The sequence below is a fragment of the Solidesulfovibrio magneticus RS-1 genome (genome assembly GCF_000010665.1).
GTDB classification, from domain to species: domain Bacteria; phylum Desulfobacterota; class Desulfovibrionia; order Desulfovibrionales; family Desulfovibrionaceae; genus Solidesulfovibrio; species Solidesulfovibrio magneticus.
In genome coordinates this window covers 2,879,728-2,899,948 of the sequence record NC_012796.1, presented here as the reverse complement: position 1 = coordinate 2,899,948, position 20,221 = coordinate 2,879,728, and the positions used below count along the sequence as shown (strand labels likewise).

Genomic DNA, 20,221 nt, shown 5'->3' with positions numbered 1-20,221 from the left:
GAAATGCCAGGCGGTGCGGCGACGGCCGGGAAGCCGACCATCCCGCTGTGACGACGGCGGCAAAGCTCCGGCGAGCCTTGCGGCAGCGATGGTATTTGCCGCACGGCGGCATTCAGGCGTGGCGGGTGGGGCTGAGGTGCGGACGGGAGCTCAGAGCCGGATGACGATGCCCCTGACATGAAGGGCCAGGGCCAGCAGGTACATGATCGTCAACATGGCCAACCCCCAGCACAGGGAGGGAAAAGGGCCGGGCGGCAGGAAACCGAACAGGGCCAGATAAAGCGCCTTTTGCAGGTTGACGGTCTGGCCGGCGGCGTCGGCGAACCGCACATGGCGCAGGCTGGCGGCCAGAAACGAGGCCGTGACGTAGAGGAAAAGGGGGTTGCGGCCGAGGATGCCCAGCGGCCGCGCCCAGGCGGCCGGGGGCCGGCCGTCGAGGACGGCGTGGGCGACAGCCAGCATAGCGAGGCCCAGGCCGCCGGTAAGGAGCACGAAGGAACTCGTGCACAGGGACTTGTTGAGGGGGAAAACGGCGTCCCAGGCCAGGCCGATGGCGATCAGGAGCAGTCCGAGCAGGCCGGCGCGCCCCGGCCGGTCGCCGCCCCGGCGCAGCCAGCGGCCGGCCAGCACGCCGATAAGCCCCAGGGCGATGGCCGGGAAGGTGGACAGAATGCCCTCCGGGTCCCAGCTCGTGTGGAATTTCCAGATGTGCCGGCCAAGGACGAGCTGGTCGAGCCAGCCTTGGAGGTTGGGTTCCATGGCCAGGGACGGGTGGCCGTGGCCGGGCACCGGCACGGCGGCCAGCAGCAGCCAGTAGCCAAGCAGCGTCACGGCGCCGACGACGGCAAGGGCGCGGCTGGACAGGCGAGACTGGAGCCAGGCGGCGGCGAGATAGACCACGGCGATGCGCTGGAGCACCCCCGGGAGGCGCAGTTCGTCGAAGCTCAGGCGCAGGTAGGCATTTTCTCCCAGCCCCAGGGCAAACAGCACGGCGGCGCGCGGGAGGATTTTGCGCCAGAGGCGGGCACGCGCCTCGGCGTCGCGGGGCTTATCGGGGTCGATGGCCAAGGCGACGCACACGCCGACCAGGAAGAGAAAGAGCGGGAAAACCACGTCGGCCAGGGTCAGCCCGTGCCATTGGGCGTGGAGCAGTTGGGGATAAACGAAGCGCCGGTCACCGGGATTGTTGACCACGATCATGGCGGCGATAGCCAGGCCGCGCAGGGTGTCCACGGACGACAATCGGGGAATGGCTGGGGTGGGCATGGCCGACTCCTTGACGGCGGGTCTTCACCAATTCTGTCCGGGATCATGCTACGCGCCAACGGTCCGATGTGGAAAGGGCCGTGGATTACAAGGCGGAAAGCGGGGAAGCTTGGCGCGGCGCTGTAGCCCCATAACGCCCCGGTCGAAGATGGTTCGGCCGGGGCGTCGGGTTTTACGAAAAGGGCAAGCCTACCACGTCAGGCCAGCAGCGTGCCTTCCCAGGCTTCGACATGATACAGGCTGGTGCCGGGATTTTTGGCCCAGGCGCAGGTGCCGGGCCAGTTGCGTTCGATGGGCCAGTCGCTGCGGGTGCGCAGGGCCTCGTCCAGGGACGCGGCTTCCACGGTGTGTTCGTCCGAGACGGTCAGCTTCAGCTGGGGACCGCTGATGTAGCGCAGGGCAAAGGCCGGCATCATCTCCTCCATGTCCGCACCAATGCGCCAAAAGGCGTTTGTGCGCGCATTTCATGCCGTTGAACAAATCACATCACGCAACACCCCCGCCCATCACCCAACACCCCTTGCAGGGAGGGTCCGGGAGGGGCTTAGCCTCTCCCGGCCGCCGGAGGCATATCTTCTCTCTACGTAACTACCCATGTGCTCCAGGGAAAAAGACGTTGCTGGCGAAATAAAAAACCACGAGCAGGGTGACGCCGATGCCCAGGCTCCAGGCCACCAGGCGTTTTTCCGTGGCGTCCAGGGGCTCATATTCCATCTTCTTGATTTCTTCGGCGAACTTGAGGTCGTTGAGCTGTTCCATGATGCGCTCCTTGGGGTGTTAGCTGGCCAGGGGGGGCTTGACGCCGCTGAAGAAGAGCCAGGAGATGAAAAGGCCCACCCAGATGATGAAGCCGAACAGGCAGACCACGTAGACGGCGGCCAGCCGGCCGATGCCTTCTTCCCAGAGCTTCTTGAAGTTGGAGACCACGCCGATGGTGAAAAAGGTCAGGGAGAAGAAGATGACGCGCAGTGCGTTGAGCGCGCCCACCATGTTCTTGCCGAGCTTCATGCCTTCGGCGGAATTGGCGCACAGGACGAGCAGGATGAGGAAGGTGAGGATGTAGCCCAGAACAAAGCGGGGGAAACGGTTCCAGACTTCGGAGAAGCGCATGCGCTGGCCCGGGCAGCGCTCGAACTTGGTGCACCAGATGTAGGCCAGGATAAAGGACCAGATGCCGATGAACACGTCGATGAAGATCTTCACGGTGGTGGTCACCATGACGATCCAGCCTTCCTGATACTTGATGCCGTAGTCGGACAGCGCCTTGGCCCGGATGAGCGCGTCGGCGATGGCCCCGCTGGCGATGGCTCCGCCGTCGGACTTGACGGCCAGGCCCATCCAGCCGCCGGCCACCATGGGTTCGCCGGTCAGCCACCACTGGGCCACAAAGGGCAGGATGACCATTTCCACGCAGGTAAACACCACAACAAGGGAGGAGACCATGATGGGCACGACCGGGCGGGCCCGGATGGCGCCGCCGGTGGCGATGGCGGCGGACACGCCGCAGATGGAGATGCCCGAGGCCAGGGGCGCGGCCCATTCGCGGCTGAACTTGAAGTACTTGCGCGACACGTAATAGACCACGGCCCAGTAGATCAGGTAGGCCTCGACGATGGCGCAAAGGCCCCGGAAGATGATGGAAGAGGCCAGGCCCATGGCGTCGGCGGCCTTGACGCCAAGTTCCGAGCCCATGATGACGATGGCGATTTTCACGAACATTTCCGGGCGGCAGGCGGCCTTGAGCTTGTCGGCCGTGCCCGGCATGAAGTTGCCGACAAAGATGCCGGCCAGAAGCGCTATGATGAAGCCGGCTTCGCCGGTGAGACCCAGGGACCATGGGATATTGAACTTCTTGAGCGTGTCCGGCGTGGCGGCGATTTGGGCGTAGTGCCCGGCCGCGTAACAGATGAAGGTGACGAAAAAGACGATGGTGAAGGCCTTGAAGAATTCCTTGGTGTCCGCGCCAAGCAGTTTGACGCCGAGCGTCAGGACGCCGGTCAGGGCCACATAGGTGATGCACAGCGAAGCGATGCCGGGGAGTGCCTTGTAGGCGGCCGTGGCCGGCGAAAGCACCTTGTCCAGCGACGTCCAGATGTTGGGCTTGACCACCCAACCGAGCAAGTCCAGCCCAAACACGTTGCAAAAGGCCAGGATGAACACGCTGGCCCCGACAAGGAGTGCGACCTTGTCTTCGGTGAGTCCTGTCTTCTGGCTCATAGGCTCCTTTTCTCCTATCCCAACAGGGATTGCCGGTGATGCCTGAGGTTGCCTGCCGACGCGCCATAAAAGTGATTTTATTCACAAGGCGAGCTGTCTTGTGCTGCAATTCACAAAGCAATTTCTGAACCAAATATTTTCTTTAAGAAATGTTTTTATGGTGCAAGCAGTTGGCGGGAAACAATTTCGGCCGGTGTAAACTGGAGTTGTCACATAAATTCCGTTGGTTGGCAGGGCTGAGGCAGCAGAGTGAGTGCTTTTGAGGATGGGCGTTCGACGGTCTTCGCCCAGCATAAGGCAGGGTTGGGTTTTCTGGGACAGACCAAGACAGCGTAACGTTTTTGGATGGCTATCGACTAGAAGCCCTGAGCATGGGGAGTCTCCGGGAACGGAGAGGAAACTACCTTGCCAGGAGGACGGGGGATATGGCCATTCGCAAAAAGGTGTTGCTGTTCAATCCGCCGCCCAATCCTGATACCGGGGCTCAGTTGCACCTTGAAAGTCTCGGCCTGGGCTATGTCGCCGCCGCCGTGCGTCGGGAGCTGGGCAAGAGCCATGACGTGACGCTTTGGGACTGCAGCCTCGTGGACAAGGCCATGGACCATGTTCCAGAAGTGCTCGACGCCGTCGCGCCGGATTACGTCGGTCTGAGCCTTTCGGCCATGAACGCCGGGCAAGGCGTGACCCTGGCCGCCCAGGTCCGCAAGCGCCATCCCCGGGCCAAGATCCTGATCGGCGGCATTCTGGCTTCTTCCCTGCCGACTGAGGAATTGGCTTGCTACAGCCCGGATGCGATCCTTCGGGGGGAAGGCGAAGCGCTTGTCCCGCAGGCGTTGGCCTTGCTTGATGACACCGCGTCTGGCGACGTGTTGGAGCTTGTCCAGGAGCAAGCCCTTGATGTGGACGCTCTTGCCTGGCCCGCCCGGGACATGTTGCCCTGGCAGCTCAAGATGCATGCCCAGGCCAGCGTCGCCGCTTCGCGCGGTTGTCCGTACCGATGCAGTTTTTGCAGTATCCCCAAAGCCGGTCCCATCAGAAAATGGCGGCCCCGGGACATCGACGACGTGGTCGATGAGATGCGTTTTCTCTATAAGACATACAACATCGCCCACTTCTATTTCGTTGACGACAATTTCATCCTCAACTCCAAACCTTCCTTTCTGCGGGCCGAACGCTTCGCCAAGCTTGTGCGGGACAAACTGCCTTGCATCCGCTTTGGATTTATGTGTCGATCCTCAGCCATCGACAAGCGACTGCTCAAGGTCCTGAAATCCGCCGGCCTAGCTGGTGTTTTTCTTGGTATAGAATCGTTTTCCCAGGCTGTCCTCGATCGCTATAACAAGAAGGAGACCGTTGAGGAGCACATACGGGCCATTGCCATCCTCAACGATCTGGGCATCACCATCAATCCTGGTTTTATTTTCTTCGATCCCTGGACCAGCGCTTCCGAGATGCGGCAGACGATAAGCGTCATGAAGGAAATTGATTTTCCATCACTGCAATCCATCAATTCCAAATTGACCTGCTATCGCGGAACGGCCATCGAACAACAGCTGAGAGAACTGGAGCAGCCAGAAACACGTTTGGGTATTTGCGGCTATGCCGTCAAGGAAGTGCAAACTGCAATAATTATGGAGCAATGTTGCGACATATTTCAAAAACAACTGCTTTCGGATTCTGATTATGTCGATTACCAACATTGTCAGTATGTGTTGGGATCTTTGCAGCCGTTTTTTCTCAATACGCCCCAGGAGTCGCTTTTTTTATTGCATTATGCGCAATGCAAAACGCTGTGGAAGGCCGGAGACATGGCCGTTTTGCAACGGATAGACGACTATTTGCGCGGTGCGAGCGCTCCGGGAGCATCCGCTGGCGCGGTGCTGGACGCCCACTCCCGGGAGCGCTGGCGCAAGGGCAATGCCTGCGCCAAGCTGTCTTTCGCCCTGGCGCAACCGCATCTGGTCCGCGCCGTGGCCACCGGCAGCGCCGAGGAGGCCCGGCTGGCCGTACTGGCCTTCAGTGTGCCCGGCGGCCACCTCAACATGGCCGGCCTGCTCGATCAGCCCGGCGCAAACGGCGGGATAAACGACGTCGTCATCGCCCAGGCCCTGGGGTACGCCTGGGACGCCGGCTTCTTGAACGGCTATCTGGGACGGCTGGTGCGCGACAAGAACGTCGAGGCCCTTGTGGCCCTCGTGGAGTCGGCCTGCCTGACGTTCAACTTTGCCGTCATTGAAGCGGTGGAGCGCTGCCTGGAGGAAACGGGCATCCCAGCCGGCGAATTCCTGGCGGCCAGCCTGGGGCAGGCCAGACAACTGTTTCGCTCCAGCTATCCCGAGTTTATTTTGGCCCAGGCCCAAGCGCCGGCGTCGGTCGCCTCAAGGGCAAGGACGACGGAACCCATGGTCAACTCCTGGCCAGCCGATTAAACATTTCGGTCAGGCCGAGAAGACCGACAATAAGGGCCAAGGTGAGGACGAAACAGAGCGTATTCATTGAAAACCGTCTTCAAGGGGCTGTCGATGCCCCGGATATAGCCCTGGGGACATAGAGGCGGTGTATAGCTGCGGGGCGAGGGCGTAATTGCTATTTGCGGGAGAGGAAAGAGGTCGATGGGCAGGCCGTTGTTGGACGCAAGAAAAACAGCGGCGTTTGTACGTCGCTGGAGATTGTAAGTGGCTGATTTTATTGATTGGCGGAGAGGGTGGGATTCGAACCCACGTGCAGGCTATTAACCCGCAACCCGATTTCGAGTCGGGCCCGTTACGACCACTTCGGTACCTCTCCGCACAGAGAGCTGGAAGGGAGTCGGGAAATTATCCTCGGCCCGGCCGCTTGGCAAGCATTTTTTCGCGTGGGCCGCAAACATGCCTCAACCCGCGCCGCCGCGCCGCTTTTCCCGAAAGAAATTCCGCAAAATCCCGCCGCATTCTTCGGCCCTGATCCCGGACACCACGTTGAAACGGTGGTTGAAAAAAGGCAGATCCGGGCCGGGGAGCCGGGAGTCGACGACCCCGCAACGCGGGTCCGTCGCGCCGTAGACGAGCAGCCCCACCCGGGCGTGGATCATGGCCCCCAGGCACATGAGGCACGGCTCCAGGGTCACGGCCAGGATCGTGCCCGGCAGCCGGTAGTTGCCGACCTTGGCCGCCGCCTGGCGCAAGACCCGCATTTCGGCGTGGGCCGTGGGATCGTTTGTGGTGATGGGCGCATTGCCGGCCCGGGCCAGCAGTTCGCCCGCGGCAGAGAGCAGGACCGCGCCAACCGGCGTCTCGCCCACGGCCGCCGCTGCCCGGGCCTCGGCCAGGGCCAGGGCCATCACTGCCTCGAAATCCGGCCAGCCCGGCGGCGGGGCGGGCAATTCGCCTAAAGCGGCGTTGAAGCGTTTGGCGGGAACGAGAGCCATGGCGTTTGTCCGGCTGGCGCGCTTGGCAGGGGAGCGCGGCGGTAGAGGTTCTTGTTGCGGCGGCATGTTGGCCAGAGGCAAAGGTCACACGACTTTTCTGATCGCCGGGTGTTCGCGGCAAAAAGGACGCGGGGAGCGCCTTGCCGGGCTGAAGTCTGCACCTTCGCTACAACGTTGAGCGGCGGCGCTGGCCTCAGGCCGGCGGGCGTTCTCGGGCGGCGGCAAAAACGGCCCGGCGCGGGAAGCTCCCGGCCGGGCCGTCAGCTGGCGGTGAAGTCCGATCAGGCCCCTGCGCGCAGGAAAGCCACGGCGTTTTCAAAAAGGGCCGTGCCCAGGGTCGGGCGCGCGCCTCGGGTGTAATCGGGGTGGTTGGTCGGATGGTTGAAGGCCTCGGGATGGGGCATGAGTCCGAGGATGCGGCCCGTGGGGTCGGTCAGTCCGGCGATGGCCTGGGGCGAACCGTTGGGGTTGGCCGGATAGTCCATGGTGACCGCGCCCGTGGCCGGGTCGGCGTATTGCAGGGCCACCGCGCCGCTGGCCATGAGCTCGTCGAGAACGGCCGGTTCCATGGGCACGAGCTTGCCCTCGCCGTGGCGCACGGGCAGGTCGATGACCGAAAGCCCCTTGGTGAACACGCACGGGCTTTGCGGGTTGGCGCAAAGCGTCACCCAGCGGTCCTCGAAGCGGGCCGAGTCGTTATTGGCCAGGCTCACCTGGCGGGCGAAGTAAGCCCCGCCGAGAGCCGGCAGCAGGCCGAGCTTGACGAGAAGCTGAAAGCCGTTGCAGATGCCGAGGATAAGGCCGTCGGCGTCAAAAAAGGCGCGCAACTGGTCCAGCAGCGGCTCGCCCGCAGCGGTTTGGGCATGTTTCCAGCGCACGGCCGCGGCCTGGGCCGCGCCGAGATCGTCGCCGTCGAGAAATCCGCCGGGAAAGATCAAAAAATTGTAGGCGTCGATCCGTGTCCGGCCGGCCACGATGTCGGAAAAGAACACGATGTCGGTAACATCGGACCCGGCCATGCGGGCGGCATGGGCCGATTCGACCTCGCAGTTGGAGCCGAAACCGGTGATCACGAGGGTGCGCACCTGAGGCATACGGGGAAATCCTCCCAAGGGTTCCTTGAAAAATTGCTTCCGAAAGCTTACTTTGCGCGGCTGAACATACGGGGCCGCACCGGCCGCGTCAACCGCGCCCGCGCGTCAGGCCCGGCGGTTGGCGCATTCCGCCGGGGTCGCCGGGACGGACCCGTGAAACAAGGACGGCATGCCATGAAGACCAAGTTTATTTTCGTTACGGGAGGGGTGCTGTCCTCCCTGGGCAAAGGACTCGCCGCCGCCTCCATCGGCGCGCTGCTCCAGGCCCGGGGACTCAAGGTCACCATCCAGAAGCTCGATCCCTACATCAATGTCGATCCCGGCACCATGAACCCGTTCCAGCACGGCGAAGTGTACGTCACCGACGACGGGGCCGAAACCGACCTCGACCTCGGGCACTACGAGCGCTACCTCGGCGTGCCCATGAGCCAGAACAACAACTTCACCTCCGGGCGCATCTATTTCAGCGTCATCCAGAAAGAGCGCCGGGGCGACTACCTGGGCGGCACCGTCCAGGTGATTCCCCACATTACCGACGAGATCAAGCGCTCGATCCTGGGTGTCGCCACCGACGAGGACGTGGCCATCATCGAAATCGGCGGCACGGTCGGCGACATCGAGGGCCAGCCCTTCCTGGAGGCCATCCGCCAGCTGCGAATGGAACTCGGCAAGGAAAACGCGCTCTACATCCACCTGACGCTGGTGCCCTACCTGCGCACGGCCGGCGAGGTCAAAACCAAGCCCACCCAGCATAGCGTCAAGGAACTGCGCTCCATCGGCATCCAGCCCGACATCATCATCTGCCGCAGCGAAGTGGATCTGGCCCGGGACATCAAGCAGAAGATCGCGCTTTTCTGCGACGTCGACGCCGACGCCGTGTTCACGGCCGTGGACGTCAAGAGCATCTACGAGTTGCCGCTTCGCCTCTACGGCGAGGGCGTGGACCAGAAGATCGCCATTTTACTGCGCCTGCCGGCCAAAAACGCCGAACTCGAACCCTGGCGCGACCTCATGTACCGCCTGGAAAACCCGGTCGGTACGGTGTCCATCGCCATCGTCGGCAAGTACGTGGACCTCAAGGAGGCCTACAAGAGCCTTCACGAATCCCTGGTCCACGGCGGCGTCCACGCCGGGGTGTCGGTCAATTTCGTTTACGTCAACTCCGAGGAGCTGACCCGGGAAAACGTGGCCGCCACGCTTTCGGGCATTGACGGCATCCTCGTTCCCGGCGGTTTCGGCTCGCGCGGGGTGGAAGGCAAGATCGCCTCCATCGAATACGCCCGCACCAAGAAGATCCCCTTCTTCGGCATCTGCCTGGGCATGCAGTGCGCGGTCATCGAATACGCCCGCAACGTGCTGGGCCTTGACGGGGCCAACTCCGAGGAGTTCGACCTGACCACGCAACATCCGGTCATCTACCTCATGCGCGAGTGGTACGACTTCCGCACCCAGACCATCGAGCACCGCGACCCGACCAGCGACAAGGGCGGCACCATGCGCCTGGGCGCCTATCCCTGCGTGGTCGCGCCGGGCACCAAGGCGGCCGCCGCCTACGGCGCGTCGGAAATCTCCGAGCGCCACCGCCACCGCTACGAGTTCAACAAGGCCTACGCCGGCAATTTTGAGGAAGCCGGCTTGGTCTTAAGCGGCCTGTCCCCGGACGGCGAACTGGTCGAGATGGTGGAGCTGCCCGACCATCCCTGGTTCCTGGGCTGCCAGTTCCATCCCGAATTCAAAAGCAGCCCCATGCGTCCGCATCCGCTGTTCCGCGAGTTCGTGGCCGCGGCCAAGCGGCACAAGGGCTAGACGGCCCAAGCGCAAAAAGATTGCACGGTCCGGGGAAGGCGGCTTCTCCGGACTTTTTTTCGGCCAAAGGGCTGCATGGCTTGGCAAGGCGCTAAAAACGTTTATCTTCTGGTCATGGTGCGATTTTTGGGCTAGATTGCACCTGTCGGCGGTTGGGGACATGGCCTTGCGTTCAAACCATGCCGCCGTCGCATCGCAAGGGAGGCTGTTATGCCTGAAGACGCCAAGCTGGCCATTGCGCGCGCCCGGGACGTGGAGTTGCTGGTGCTCGACGTCGATGGCGTCATGACCGACGGCGGCATCTACGTCGATGCCCGGGGCGAGGTGACCAAGCGTTTTCATGTCCACGACGGTTTAGGCATCAAGGCGGCCCAGGCGGCGGGGCTGGCCGTGGCGGTCGTCAGCGGCCTGGACAGCCCGGCCGTGGCCGCCCGGATGCGGGAACTGGGCATTGAGGAATACCACCCCGGCCACTACCGCAAGGTGGCCGTGCTGGAAGGCATCCTGGCCCGGGCCGGGCTGGCCCCGCATCAGGCCGCCTTTCTCGGCGACGATTGGGTGGACGCCGGCCCCATGGAGCTGGTCGGTCTGCCCATGGCTGTGGCCGACGCCCAGCCCGAAATCCTCGATCTGGCCTTGTGGGTGTCGCGGCGCGGAGGCGGGCAGGGCGCCGTGCGCGAGGCCGTGCGCTACATTTTGGCCGCCAAGGGCCGTCTGGAGGCGGCCTACCAGTGGTTCCTCGGCTGAAGGCCGATTGTGCCGATTGCCACAAGGCTTCAATTGTGGCATGGTTTTTGTTGGGCGGGGTGGCCCTGAGCCGGGCAAAGCCCGGAGACGACCCCGGTAACGTCAACGACTTTCGAGCACGGCGGTAAGCATGGCCCTGGAACTGCGGCAGCAACTCAAGCTTTCCCAACAGCTGGTGATGACCCCCCAGCTGCAGCAAGCCATCAAGCTCTTGCAGCTGTCGCGGCTGGAGCTGCTTGAAAGCGTGCAGCAGGAGCTTTTGGAAAATCCTCTTCTGGAGGAATCCGTCGAGGAGGACCGCCAGCCCGAACGCGTCATGGTCGAGGACAACAATGGCCCCACGGGAGCCGACGCGGCCATGGAAAAGGAGCTGCTCAAAAACGCCGAGTGGGACGACTACCTTGGCGATTTCGCCAGCACGAGCAAGCAGTCCCTGTCCCGCGACCTGGAAGTTCCCGAAGAGGGCATGGCTTTCGACGCTCGCCTGGCCTCCAAGCCGTCCCTCGACGGCCACCTCGGCTGGCAGATGCACCTGTCCAATTTCACGGCCAAGGAAGTGGAGATCGGCGAGACCATCGTCGGCAGCCTCAATTCCTCGGGCTATCTGCGGGCCACGGTCGAGGAAATCGCCGGCATGGCCAACGCCGACCCGGCGCATGTCGAAAAGGTGCTCCACCGCCTCCAGCGCTTCGATCCCGTGGGCGTGGCCGCTCGCACTCCCAGCGAATGCCTGCTCATTCAGATCGAAGTCTACGGCTACGACGATCCCATCCTCATCGAACTGGTGCGCGAGCATCTCGAAGATCTCGAAAAGAAGCGCTACAAGCCCCTGGCCAAGAAATTTCACCTGACCATGGAAAAGCTCAAGGAATACCTGGAGCTGATCCAGACCCTCGATCCCATGCCCGGAGCCAGCTACGGTTCGGGGGACCCGATCTACGTCAGCCCCGACGCCTTCGTCTACAAGTACGGCGAGGACTTCGTCATCCTGCTCAACGAGGAGGGGATGCCGCGCCTGGGACTCAACATGTCCTACACCGACGGCAGCCTGCCGCGAAACGACAAGGACAAGGACTACCTCCAGGACAAGATGCGTTCGGCCATGTGGCTTATGAAGAGCCTGTACCAACGCCAGCGCACGCTGTATAAGGTCCTGGAGAGCATCGTGAAGTTTCAGCGCGGATTTTTCGAGGACGGCGTGACCAAGCTGCGGCCGCTGATCCTCAAGGACGTGGCCGACGACATCAGCATGCACGAGTCCACCGTCAGCCGCATTACGTCCAACAAGTACGTGGCCACGCCCCACGGCATCTTTGAACTCAAGTTCTTTTTCAACAGCGCCCTGGAACTCGACGACGGGGGCACGGTAGGCTCCGAGTCGGTCAAGGCCATGATCAAGCGCATTATTTCCGGCGAGAATGACAAAAAGCCCATCAGCGACGAGGCCATCGCCGACATGCTCAAGGATGAACTGCAAATCAACATCGCCCGGCGAACCGTGGCCAAGTATCGCACGGCCATGGGAATCGAGTCGTCGTCGAAGCGCAAGGCGGTTTTCTGATGCTTCGGGCCGGGTTTCCGGCCTCTCACCACGCCAGCCTGGAGGATTCTATGAACATCACCTTTAATTTCAAGAATTTCGAGCCGTCTGATCATTTGCGCGATTATGCCAGGAAGCGCTTTGAAAAGCTTGGCAAGTACACCTCGTCCACCGATACCTCGGATGTCCAGGTCAACCTGGCCGTGGAAAAGACCCGGCAGATGGCCGACGTCATCTTCCTGGCCGACAATATGCACATCTCGGCTCACGAAACCTCCGAGGACATGTACTCCACCATTGACCTGATCCTCGACAAGATCGAGGCCCAGGCCAAGAAGTTCCGCGAGAAGCAAAAGGACCGCCGTCGCCAGACCGTGGAACAGGTCCGCATGGACGTCATCAGCATCAGCGAGGACGCCGCCGGCGGCCGCGTGCCCACCATCATCGAAACCGACGAGTATCAGCCCAAGCCCATGGCCGTGGAAGAAGCCGCCATGCAGCTGGAGGCTCTCAAGTACGAATTCCTGGTGTTCATCAACTCCGAAACCGAACGGCCCAACGTCATCTACCGCCTGCGCAACGGCGACTTCGGCCTCATCGATCCTGGAACGGGCGCTTAGATGCGGTTAGAGGACTATCTCCAGCCCGAGTTCGTCATCGGGAATCTTGCGTCGGAGTCCAAGTCCGAAGTGTTGGCCGAGCTCGTGGCCCCCATCAAGAAGCAGTGGCCCGATTTTGACGCCAAACGCGCCCATCAGGTGCTGCTCGACCGGGAAAACCTCGGAACCACGGGCATCGGCGACGGGGTGGCCATTCCCCACGGCAAGATGGAGAGCCTCGAACGCATCGTCATCGTCGTCGGGAGAAGCCTTGCGGGCGTCAGCTTCGATGCGCTGGACTTCAAGCCCTGCCGCATCTTCTTCCTGGTGCTCGCGCCCGAGCATGTCGCGGGCCTGCATTTGCGCATTTTGGCCCACATCTCGCGGCTTTTGTCCGATGAATCCTTCCGGCGGGCCTTTCTGACCGCCGAAACCGACGAGGCCTTGCGGCAGGTGCTCGCCGCCGCCTAAGGCTCCCTGAAAAAACGTTTCCCGCGCGTTTGTTGTCACACAAACGCGCGGGAAATTTGTTAAGCCCTTGGGCCGGAAGGTGAATGCCATGGAACATGCGGCCAGGGAACTCCCCGTCGTTATCTTGACCGGCCTGTCCGGGTCCGGAAAATCCACAGCCCTTCGCGTCTTCGAGGACCTGGGTTTTTTTTGCGTGGACGGGTTGCCGGTCAGCCTCGTGCCCAAGCTCATGAGCCTTTTCGACGACAAGGGCGGCCAGCGCTACAAGGGCCTGGCCCTGGGCATGGACGTGCGCCAGGCCGACCTCGACACCGACTGGGGCGCGACCCTGGCCGAGGTGCGGCGTAAACAGGACCTTACCCAGATCATCTTTTTCGAGGCCGATAACGGTGAGATCATCCGCCGCTACGCCACTACCCGCCGGCCCCATCCCCTGGAAAGCGCCGACATGGGCCTGGAGCAGGCCGCCCTGGCCGAGCGCGAACGCATGCGGCCCCTTCGCGACGCCGCCGACATGGTGCTGGACACCACCCATTTCACCATCCACGACCTACGCCGCAAGCTCCAGGAAAAATGGGCCTCCATCCGGCCCACCGCCGGAACCCTCAAGGTCCACGTCATGAGCTTCGGCTTCAAGTACGGCCCGCCCTCCGAGGCCGACATGGTCTTTGACCTGCGCTTTTTGCCCAATCCCTATTTCGACAAGGAACTGCGCGAGCGCACGGGCAAGGAAGCGGCGGTGCGCGATTACGTCCTGGCCGAGGAGCCGGGCCGGGAGTTTTTGCGCCGGCTGACCGAATTTCTGCTCTACCTGCTGCCGCTGTACGCCAAGGAAGGCCGTTACCGCCTGACCCTGGCTTTTGGCTGCACCGGCGGCCGCCACCGTTCGGTGGCCGTGGCCGAGTCGGTCTTTGACACGCTCTCCAAGGCTGGCTACAATATCTCCCTTGAACATCGGCACATCGAACGCGGCTAAACTCTAGGTTTTGAACGCCGCGGCAACGTGGTTGCCGGCGAGAGCGGTGGGGCGGCGAGCCCGGTCCAGGGACTTTCGTGTTTGGTGACAGCGTGCCGTCACGGCCGGTAGCCTTGTCGGCTCGGTAGCCTCGTTCAAAGACCGCTATGGTGTGAGGCCTTGGGCTTTCGGGCGGCGCGGCCGGACCGGAAGCAGAAAGCAATGCCGACGGTTTCAAACCGTCAAGACGGGGGCGCCATGCTCCGGGATGCCTGTCTATGAATGCCGAGTCCCGCAAGGACGCGCCCGTTGGCGTGGTGGTCGTCACCCACACCGACTACGGGTCGCGGCTTATTGCCGCCGCCGAGTTCATCCTCGGCCCCCAGCAGCACTGCCAAGCCGTCAGCGTCGATCTGACCAAGGCCGTGGACGAATCCCTAGCCGCGCTCAAGGCCGCCATCAAGGACACCGACCAGGGCGGTGGGGTGTTGGTGCTGACCGACATGTTCGGCGGCACGCCCACCAACATGAGCCTGTCGCTTTTGGGTTCGGGGCAGCTTGAGGTCCTCACCGGCGTCAACCTGCCCATGCTCATCAAAATTTTGGGTTCGCGCACTCGCCCCCTGCAAACCCTGGCCGTGGAGGCCAAGCAGGCCGGCTGCCAGGGCATCGTCGTGGCTGGCGAGGTGCTGCGCAAAAAGGTGGCCGAGGGGTAGCCATGGCCTTCGTGCGCATCGACAACCGGCTTGTCCACGGCCAGATCATCGAGACCTGGCTGCCGTTTACCCACGCCAGCCGGATTGTGGTGGTCAACGACGACTTGGCCGCCGATCATCTCCGCCAGGAGATCATGTCCCTGGCCATCCCCGACGGCGTGGCCATCGTGTTTCTGCCCGTGGCCGATCTGGCCGGCTATTTCAGCCATGCGCCCCTGGACCTGCCCGAGGCGCTGATCCTGTTCGCCAGTTGCCGCGATGCCCAGGTCGCCTACGAATACGGGTTCGATTTCGCCAACTTGAATCTCGGCAATCTCCACTACGCCCCAGGCAAGAGGCAAGTCTGTCCCCACGTGGCCCTGTCCAAGGAAGATGAGTCCTGCCTGGATTTTTTCCGGGACAAGGGCGTACGCCTGGACTACCGCTGCGTGCCGGGCGATCCGGCCCAGCCCAGGGTCTGACCCGGCCCACGCCCCAATGGTAACCCCCGCGAGGCCCATGCCATGACCCATCAGGCCGACATCTTGCTCCACGTCCTTGGCGTCGCTTTTTTTTTGTCCTGTGCTCCTCGTTCCGCTTTGCCGTAAACGCCGCCCTGCTGGAACGCCCCCTGGTCATCGGTCTGGCCTGGGGCCTGTGTCAGGGCGATCTGCCCGCCACCCTTAATCTCTGCATCTTCTACGAGCTTTTCTGGCTCGACGGCATTCCCGCCGGCACCCACATTCCGCCCAACGCCGCCGCCGCCACCCTGGCCGGATTGTCGCTCATGCACGTCTTTTCCCTGACCACCCCGGCCGAGGCTCTGTGCGTGGCCGGGGCCACTTCGGTCCTGGCTCGGTTGTTTTCCGGCCTTGAGGGGGCCCAGCGGGTGGTGGAAAACATCGTCTTTTCTCGCTACGCCGCCGCCCGCCAACGCCAGCGTGCCCCCTTTGAGCCGGGCAAACTCATCCGCCGGGCCTTGGTCAACACCGTCGTCATCCAAGGCCTGGTCTTTGCCGTGGCTCTGGCCGGCCTTATTGCCCTTTTTGCGGTGGCCTTGCCCAAAGTGTGGCCGTATCTTGCGTCCTCACGGGCGAGCTGGGGCCAGCTGTGGATTCTCGGCAGTCTGGGGGCGGTCTTGTCCCTGCGCTACCGTCCGGCCTACGCCGCCTTGGCCGGCGGCATGGGTTTGGCCGTGGCTTGGCGGTTTTTCTAGGCTTTTTTCACATGGCCGGCCTTGTGGTCCGGCTGGACTTTCGGGAAAAAAGACGTCGCCCCGGCCCGGTTTGGGCTTGGCAAGAGACGACTATTGGGATATTATTCACAAGTTACTCACGCGGATGCCGACCCGTCAGGGTCTTGGACAAACCCCCAGGAGGAAAAAGACATGGCTGTTTACGTCGTTGGTCACAAAAATCCGGATACCGATTCCGTCGCCGCCGCCATTGCCGTTGCCGATCTCATGAACAAGTCCCAGAGCATGGGCGCTATCGCCGCCGCTCAGGGTCCGCTCAATCCCGAAAGTGCCTTTGTGCTCGAAAAGTTCGGCGTGGCCGCTCCGGAGATCGTCACCGACGCCACCGACAAGAAGATCATCCTGGTCGACCACTCCGATCTGGCCCAGAGCCTGGAGAACCTCTCCAAGGGCGAACTCATCGGCATCTACGACCACCACAAGCTGGGCGATGTGACCACCTCCAATCCCCTGGACATCCTGGTCAAGGCCGTCGGCTGCTCCTGCACCGTGGTCAAGATGATGTACGACTGCGCCAAGGTCGAGATCTCCAAGCCCATGGCCGGCATCATGCTGTGCGCCATCCTGTCCGACACCGTCATGTTCAAGTCGCCGACCTGCACCCCGGCCGACAAGGAAGCCGTCGAGGCCCTGGCCAAGATCGCTGGCGTCGCCGACTACATGGCTCTGGGCGTCGAGATGTTCAAGATCAAGTCCGCCGTGGGCGGCACCCCGGCCAAGGACCTCGTTTTCCGCGACTACAAGGACTTCGACATGGGCGGCAAGAAGGTTGGCATCGGCCAGCTCGAAGTCGTCGATCTGTCCATCCTTGAGCCGGTCAAGGCCGACCTGTTGGCCGAGTGCAAGAAGGTCAAGGCCGAAGGCCGCCACAGCGTCTTCCTGCTGTTGACCGACATCATGAAGGAAGGTTCCGAGATGCTGATCGTCTCCGACGATCCCAGCTACGTGACCAAGGCCTTCGGCGTCGAAGTGAAAGGCGACTCCGTGTGGCTCGACGGCGTGCTGTCCCGCAAAAAGCAGGTCGTGCCGCCCTTCGAGAAGGCTTTCGCCTAGTTCTCGAGCGCGTAAACGCCAAAAAGGGAGCGGCTTCCGGGCCGCTCCCTTTTTTTGTGGGATGTTTGGCTGTCGTTGCGTCGTCGTGCTCCGGGGGGCGTGCGTCGTGGCCGACGAAAGAGCGGTTCCTGCGTCCGCATGCCGGGCGAGAGAACGTGGCGCGCCATGCCCGATCGGGCGATAGCGGGTGCTGTTGGCCATAGCCATGGGCGCGAAGCGCCCCCGCTTAGACCCGTCCCAAGGCCTCGGCCAAGGCGGCGCAGGCGGCGTCGGCCAAGCCGACTTCGGGCAGGGACAGCACGCTGCCTGTGGTCGCCTGGCGGGCGGCCAGCCCTGGCAGGAAGGGGAAGGCGACCCGGACATCCGGCAGCGTTGGCGGCAGGGCGGCCAACGCGGCCAGCCCGGCCTGATCGACCCCGGTGACAACCAGGACTTGCCGGGTCAGCCCGAGCTGGCCGGCCATGGCCGCGACCCGTCCGGCCACGGCCAGGGACCGGGCCGAGGCTTCACTGACCACGCCTAAGGCGTCCACATCGGCCACCGTGCCCCGGCCCAGATGTTCCACCCCGGCTTCGCAGTCTATGAGCGTCCAAGCGTCCCGGGCGGTCAGGACATGGGCCAGCATGGCCTGGAGCAGATGGCCGGCGGCGCAGGCGCAACCCGCGCCGCCGCCGCTGACCCCGCCCATGACCAGCAGCCGCTTGGCCCCGGGGCGGGGGGCGTAGAGCGGCCCGTGGCCGACCGGGACGGCGACGCGGATGGCCTCGGGTAGATCGTCCGCCCGGGGCGTCAGGTTGAGATAGACGCCGTCGCCGATGCGCTCCCGCACGAGATCCTCGCGCTCGGCCAGGGAGGCGGGCAGGGCGGCCGGTTCCAGACCGCAGGCCGCGCCCAGCGACAGGGCCGTGTCGGCGTCAATGAGTGTCACGTCCTGCCCCGACCGGGCCAGCCAGTCGCCGAAAAGCGCGGCCAGGGCGGTCTTGCCGACGCCGCCCTTGCCGGCAAAGGCGATTTTTCTGACCGGCCGCCTGAGTTGGCCGTCCGAACTAGGCAGGCCCTGCGTCAAAGCGTTCCAGGAACCCGGGGACAAACGGGCTGCGGTCGGGGCGCTTACAGGATTGTCGTTCATAGCGTTAAGAAAAAACCGCGCCGTCGAAACGGTCGTTGAGTCCCAGGGCCAGGCGCTTGGCCGTGATGCGGCGGCTGATGGCCTCGGCCGCCTTGACCGGGTCGGGCTCGACCACGAAGGTGGCGCCGAAGACGTCCTCCAAGCCTTCCAGGGCCAGGCCCGTGACCAGTTCGCTGCCCAGGATGTTGGGCGGCAGGCCCAGATGGGTCATGATGCCGCTGGCCACGGCGTAAAGTCCGATGGCGGCGGCTTTTTCCGAATACCACTCCGGCGCGCTGGCGGCCACGGGCAGGTCGGCGATGTCCACGCCCAGGGCATCGGCCAGCAGGCCGCACAAGGCCAGGATGCGGGAGTTGTCCACGCAGCTGCCGACATGGAGCACCGGCGGCAGATCGAACCGGGAACAGAACTCGGCCAGCCCGACCCCGGCCTGCTCCAGGCCTTCGGTGGTCATGAGTCCGGCCTTGCCCATGGCCACCGTGGCGCAGCCCGTGACCACCACCAGGATGTCCTGGCGGATGAGTTCCTTGGCTAGCCCGGTCAAAATCCCGTCATGGGGCAGCTTGGGGTTGTTGCAGCCGACGATGCCGACCACGCCGCGCACTAGGCCGATCTTGATCGCGGCCAACAGCGGTTCGGCTGAACCGCCCAGGGCCTCAAGGACCGCTTCGTTGGAATAGCCGGTGCGCAGGCTCACCGGGACGGACGGGATGTCCACCCGGCCGGCGTCCCGTCGGGTGAAGGCCTCGATGGCCAGCTCCACCGCCTCGTGGGCCTTGTCCCGGGCATTTTCCAGGGTGAATTCCAGGTGCGTGCCGCCCGGGAAACGGGCTTTTTCGGAGGTGGAGACGAAACGGGTGTGGTAGCAGGAAGCGATCTGCACCAGGCTCGGCATGACGCACTGGTAGTCGGCCACGACCATCTCCACGGCTCCGGTGACCAGGGCCAGCTCGGTCATGAGGTGGTTGCCGGCCAGGGGCACGCCCTGGCGCATGAGCACCTCGTTGCCGGTGCAGCAAAGCCCGGCCACGTTGATCCCGGCCGCGCCCACGGCCTTGGCCTTGGCGACCATTTCCGGGTCGCGGGCGGCGGCCAGGATCATTTCCGAGACCACCGGGCTGTGGCCGTGGACCAGAATGTTGACGCTGTCGGCGCGAAGCACGCCGAGGTTGGCCTCGACCGTGGCCGGACGCGGCGTGCCGAAAAGGATGTCGGACAGTTCCGTGCCGATCATGGAGCCGCCCCAGCCGTCGGCCAGGGCCGTGCGTGCGGCGTGCAGGCAGATGGAGACCGGGTCGCAGTCCACGCCCATGTGGGTGCGGTGCAGCATTTCCACGCACTCGCGGTCGATGCCGCGCGGGGTGGAGCGGGCGGCGTCCCAGATTTCCCGGCGTTTTTTGGGGGCACGGGAGAGCAGCGACAGAGCGGGGCGGCGGGTGCCGAAGTCCTCGAAAAAGTGCTCGGCCAGGGCCTTGGCCTGGTCGGGAGCGTCCAGGCCTTTGGTTTCGATGCCGACTTCGGCGCACAGCCGGACCAGCTTGTCCGCGTCGCGCACGGCGTAGCCCGGAGCCGTGCCCTGGCCCACGGATTCAAGGGCTTCCAGCAGATCGCGGCCGTGGTCGGAATGGGAGGCCGCGCCGGCGGCCACGAACCGGCCGAAATTGCGGGCCACGGTCAGGTCGCCGTCGGCCCCGCACACGCCAAGTTGGCGCTTGGGACCCTTGGGGTTCACCCGGCAAGGCCCCATGACGCACTTGTTGCAGGTCAGCCCCTGGTCGCAAAAGGTGCAATGCGGCGTCTGTTCGGCCAACCGGTCCCAGACCGTGGCGATGCCTTCGTCCTTTGCCTTGGCAAGCATCCGGCGGGCATCTTCCCACGGCGACAGTTCCTCGATGGTTCTCGTATCCTTGGCCATGCCATCCTCCCTTGGCGCGAGGCCGGGGGACCCGGCGCGCGCGGACGTTTGGCCTTGGTTACGATCCGGGGAC

The 20,221-nt window shown here is 63.6% G+C and carries 19 protein-coding genes and 1 tRNA gene; 11 read left to right on the top strand and 9 right to left on the bottom strand.

Annotated features, from left to right (window positions below):
- Positions 1–150: 150 nt before the first annotated feature.
- From DMR_RS12415 to DMR_RS12405, 4 genes are all read right to left on the bottom strand, one after another.
- Entirely contained in the window at positions 151–1,266 is a 1,116-nt protein-coding gene (locus tag DMR_RS12415) for an acyltransferase family protein (RefSeq protein WP_015861264.1), read from the bottom strand.
- 197 nt (positions 1,267–1,463) lie between these two features.
- Positions 1,464–1,691: a hypothetical protein gene (locus DMR_RS12410; RefSeq protein WP_015861263.1), complete on the bottom strand. Its 228-nt coding sequence runs from the start codon at positions 1,689–1,691 to the stop codon at positions 1,464–1,466.
- Positions 1,692–1,854: 163 nt separating this feature from the next.
- Complete coding sequence (locus DMR_RS25050; RefSeq protein WP_015861262.1) at positions 1,855–2,025, bottom strand: hypothetical protein; 171 nt, start codon at positions 2,023–2,025, stop codon at positions 1,855–1,857.
- A gap of 18 nt (positions 2,026–2,043) precedes the next feature.
- Positions 2,044–3,483, bottom strand: coding sequence for a putative sulfate exporter family transporter (locus DMR_RS12405; RefSeq protein WP_015861261.1), 1,440 nt, complete (start codon positions 3,481–3,483; stop codon positions 2,044–2,046).
- A gap of 425 nt (positions 3,484–3,908) precedes the next feature.
- Between DMR_RS12405 and DMR_RS12400 the strand changes: the two genes are divergently transcribed.
- Complete coding sequence (locus tag DMR_RS12400) at positions 3,909–5,912, top strand: B12-binding domain-containing radical SAM protein (protein WP_015861260.1); 2,004 nt, start codon at positions 3,909–3,911, stop codon at positions 5,910–5,912.
- A gap of 264 nt (positions 5,913–6,176) precedes the next feature.
- On the opposite strand, the gene DMR_RS12395 is transcribed toward DMR_RS12400, so the two are convergent.
- From DMR_RS12395 to DMR_RS12385, 3 genes are all read right to left on the bottom strand, one after another.
- A tRNA-Ser gene (locus DMR_RS12395) sits at positions 6,177–6,270 on the bottom strand.
- An 85-nt stretch (positions 6,271–6,355) separates the two neighbouring features.
- Complete coding sequence (locus DMR_RS12390; RefSeq protein ID WP_052278990.1) at positions 6,356–6,889, bottom strand: nucleoside deaminase; 534 nt, start codon at positions 6,887–6,889, stop codon at positions 6,356–6,358.
- Between the two features lie 281 nt (positions 6,890–7,170).
- Positions 7,171–7,983: a phosphoribosylformylglycinamidine synthase subunit PurQ gene (locus DMR_RS12385; RefSeq protein WP_015861258.1), complete on the bottom strand. Its 813-nt coding sequence runs from the start codon at positions 7,981–7,983 to the stop codon at positions 7,171–7,173.
- A gap of 174 nt (positions 7,984–8,157) precedes the next feature.
- On the opposite strand from DMR_RS12385, the gene DMR_RS12380 reads away from it, so the two are divergent.
- The 10 genes from DMR_RS12380 (at position 8,158) to DMR_RS12330 (ending at position 17,104) form a co-directional block, all read left to right on the top strand.
- Positions 8,158–9,789 carry a CTP synthase gene (locus tag DMR_RS12380; RefSeq protein ID WP_043600621.1) on the top strand — a complete coding sequence of 544 codons (1,632 nt, stop codon included), beginning with the start codon at positions 8,158–8,160 and terminating at the stop codon, positions 9,787–9,789.
- A gap of 210 nt (positions 9,790–9,999) precedes the next feature.
- Positions 10,000–10,536: a KdsC family phosphatase gene (locus DMR_RS12375; protein WP_015861256.1), complete on the top strand. Its 537-nt coding sequence runs from the start codon at positions 10,000–10,002 to the stop codon at positions 10,534–10,536.
- A 130-nt stretch (positions 10,537–10,666) separates the two neighbouring features.
- Positions 10,667–12,097 (top strand): RNA polymerase factor sigma-54, encoded by a 1,431-nt coding sequence (gene rpoN / locus DMR_RS12370; RefSeq protein WP_015861255.1) that lies wholly within the window; start codon positions 10,667–10,669, stop codon positions 12,095–12,097.
- 50 nt (positions 12,098–12,147) lie between these two features.
- A complete protein-coding gene (gene hpf / locus DMR_RS12365; protein ID WP_015861254.1) occupies positions 12,148–12,696 on the top strand; it encodes a ribosome hibernation-promoting factor, HPF/YfiA family in 549 nt (182 codons plus the stop codon).
- Positions 12,697–13,146 carry a PTS sugar transporter subunit IIA gene (locus DMR_RS12360; RefSeq protein WP_015861253.1) on the top strand — a complete coding sequence of 150 codons (450 nt, stop codon included), beginning with the start codon at positions 12,697–12,699 and terminating at the stop codon, positions 13,144–13,146.
- An 88-nt stretch (positions 13,147–13,234) separates the two neighbouring features.
- Positions 13,235–14,122: an RNase adapter RapZ gene (gene rapZ, locus DMR_RS12355; RefSeq protein ID WP_015861252.1), complete on the top strand. Its 888-nt coding sequence runs from the start codon at positions 13,235–13,237 to the stop codon at positions 14,120–14,122.
- Between the two features lie 257 nt (positions 14,123–14,379).
- Positions 14,380–14,817 carry a PTS sugar transporter subunit IIA gene (locus DMR_RS12350; protein ID WP_015861251.1) on the top strand — a complete coding sequence of 146 codons (438 nt, stop codon included), beginning with the start codon at positions 14,380–14,382 and terminating at the stop codon, positions 14,815–14,817.
- Between the two features lie 2 nt (positions 14,818–14,819).
- Positions 14,820–15,278 carry a PTS sugar transporter subunit IIB gene (locus DMR_RS12345; RefSeq protein ID WP_015861250.1) on the top strand — a complete coding sequence of 153 codons (459 nt, stop codon included), beginning with the start codon at positions 14,820–14,822 and terminating at the stop codon, positions 15,276–15,278.
- A gap of 98 nt (positions 15,279–15,376) precedes the next feature.
- The gene (locus DMR_RS12335) at positions 15,377–16,012 is read left to right on the top strand and encodes a PTS sugar transporter subunit IIC (RefSeq protein WP_081429612.1); all 636 of its coding nucleotides are present in this window, start codon (positions 15,377–15,379) and stop codon (positions 16,010–16,012) included.
- 171 nt (positions 16,013–16,183) lie between these two features.
- Positions 16,184–17,104 carry a manganese-dependent inorganic pyrophosphatase gene (locus tag DMR_RS12330; RefSeq protein WP_015861248.1) on the top strand — a complete coding sequence of 307 codons (921 nt, stop codon included), beginning with the start codon at positions 16,184–16,186 and terminating at the stop codon, positions 17,102–17,104.
- A gap of 226 nt (positions 17,105–17,330) precedes the next feature.
- On the opposite strand, the gene DMR_RS12325 is transcribed toward DMR_RS12330, so the two are convergent.
- A complete protein-coding gene (locus tag DMR_RS12325) occupies positions 17,331–18,233 on the bottom strand; it encodes an ArsA-related P-loop ATPase (RefSeq protein ID WP_015861247.1) in 903 nt (300 codons plus the stop codon).
- 4 nt (positions 18,234–18,237) lie between these two features.
- Positions 18,238–20,148, bottom strand: coding sequence for an anaerobic carbon-monoxide dehydrogenase catalytic subunit (cooS, locus tag DMR_RS12320; RefSeq protein ID WP_015861246.1), 1,911 nt, complete (start codon positions 20,146–20,148; stop codon positions 18,238–18,240).
- Positions 20,149–20,221 lie beyond the last annotated feature (73 nt).

Coding starts and splice junctions, on each gene's coding strand:
- DMR_RS12415 (WP_015861264.1), bottom strand. CDS start 1,266: ATGCCCACCCCAGCCATTCCCCGATTGTCGTCCGTGGACACCCTGCGC.
- DMR_RS12410 (WP_015861263.1), bottom strand. CDS start 1,691: ATGGAGGAGATGATGCCGGCCTTTGCCCTGCGCTACATCAGCGGTCCC.
- DMR_RS25050 (WP_015861262.1), bottom strand. CDS start 2,025: ATGGAACAGCTCAACGACCTCAAGTTCGCCGAAGAAATCAAGAAGATG.
- DMR_RS12405 (WP_015861261.1), bottom strand. CDS start 3,483: ATGAGCCAGAAGACAGGACTCACCGAAGACAAGGTCGCACTCCTTGTC.
- DMR_RS12400 (WP_015861260.1), top strand. CDS start 3,909: ATGGCCATTCGCAAAAAGGTGTTGCTGTTCAATCCGCCGCCCAATCCT.
- DMR_RS12390 (WP_052278990.1), bottom strand. CDS start 6,889: ATGGCTCTCGTTCCCGCCAAACGCTTCAACGCCGCTTTAGGCGAATTG.
- DMR_RS12385 (WP_015861258.1), bottom strand. CDS start 7,983: ATGCCTCAGGTGCGCACCCTCGTGATCACCGGTTTCGGCTCCAACTGC.
- DMR_RS12380 (WP_043600621.1), top strand. CDS start 8,158: ATGAAGACCAAGTTTATTTTCGTTACGGGAGGGGTGCTGTCCTCCCTG.
- DMR_RS12375 (WP_015861256.1), top strand. CDS start 10,000: ATGCCTGAAGACGCCAAGCTGGCCATTGCGCGCGCCCGGGACGTGGAG.
- rpoN (WP_015861255.1), top strand. CDS start 10,667: ATGGCCCTGGAACTGCGGCAGCAACTCAAGCTTTCCCAACAGCTGGTG.
- hpf (WP_015861254.1), top strand. CDS start 12,148: ATGAACATCACCTTTAATTTCAAGAATTTCGAGCCGTCTGATCATTTG.
- DMR_RS12360 (WP_015861253.1), top strand. CDS start 12,697: ATGCGGTTAGAGGACTATCTCCAGCCCGAGTTCGTCATCGGGAATCTT.
- rapZ (WP_015861252.1), top strand. CDS start 13,235: ATGGAACATGCGGCCAGGGAACTCCCCGTCGTTATCTTGACCGGCCTG.
- DMR_RS12350 (WP_015861251.1), top strand. CDS start 14,380: ATGAATGCCGAGTCCCGCAAGGACGCGCCCGTTGGCGTGGTGGTCGTC.
- DMR_RS12345 (WP_015861250.1), top strand. CDS start 14,820: ATGGCCTTCGTGCGCATCGACAACCGGCTTGTCCACGGCCAGATCATC.
- DMR_RS12330 (WP_015861248.1), top strand. CDS start 16,184: ATGGCTGTTTACGTCGTTGGTCACAAAAATCCGGATACCGATTCCGTC.
- DMR_RS12325 (WP_015861247.1), bottom strand. CDS start 18,233: ATGAACGACAATCCTGTAAGCGCCCCGACCGCAGCCCGTTTGTCCCCG.
- cooS (WP_015861246.1), bottom strand. CDS start 20,148: ATGGCCAAGGATACGAGAACCATCGAGGAACTGTCGCCGTGGGAAGAT.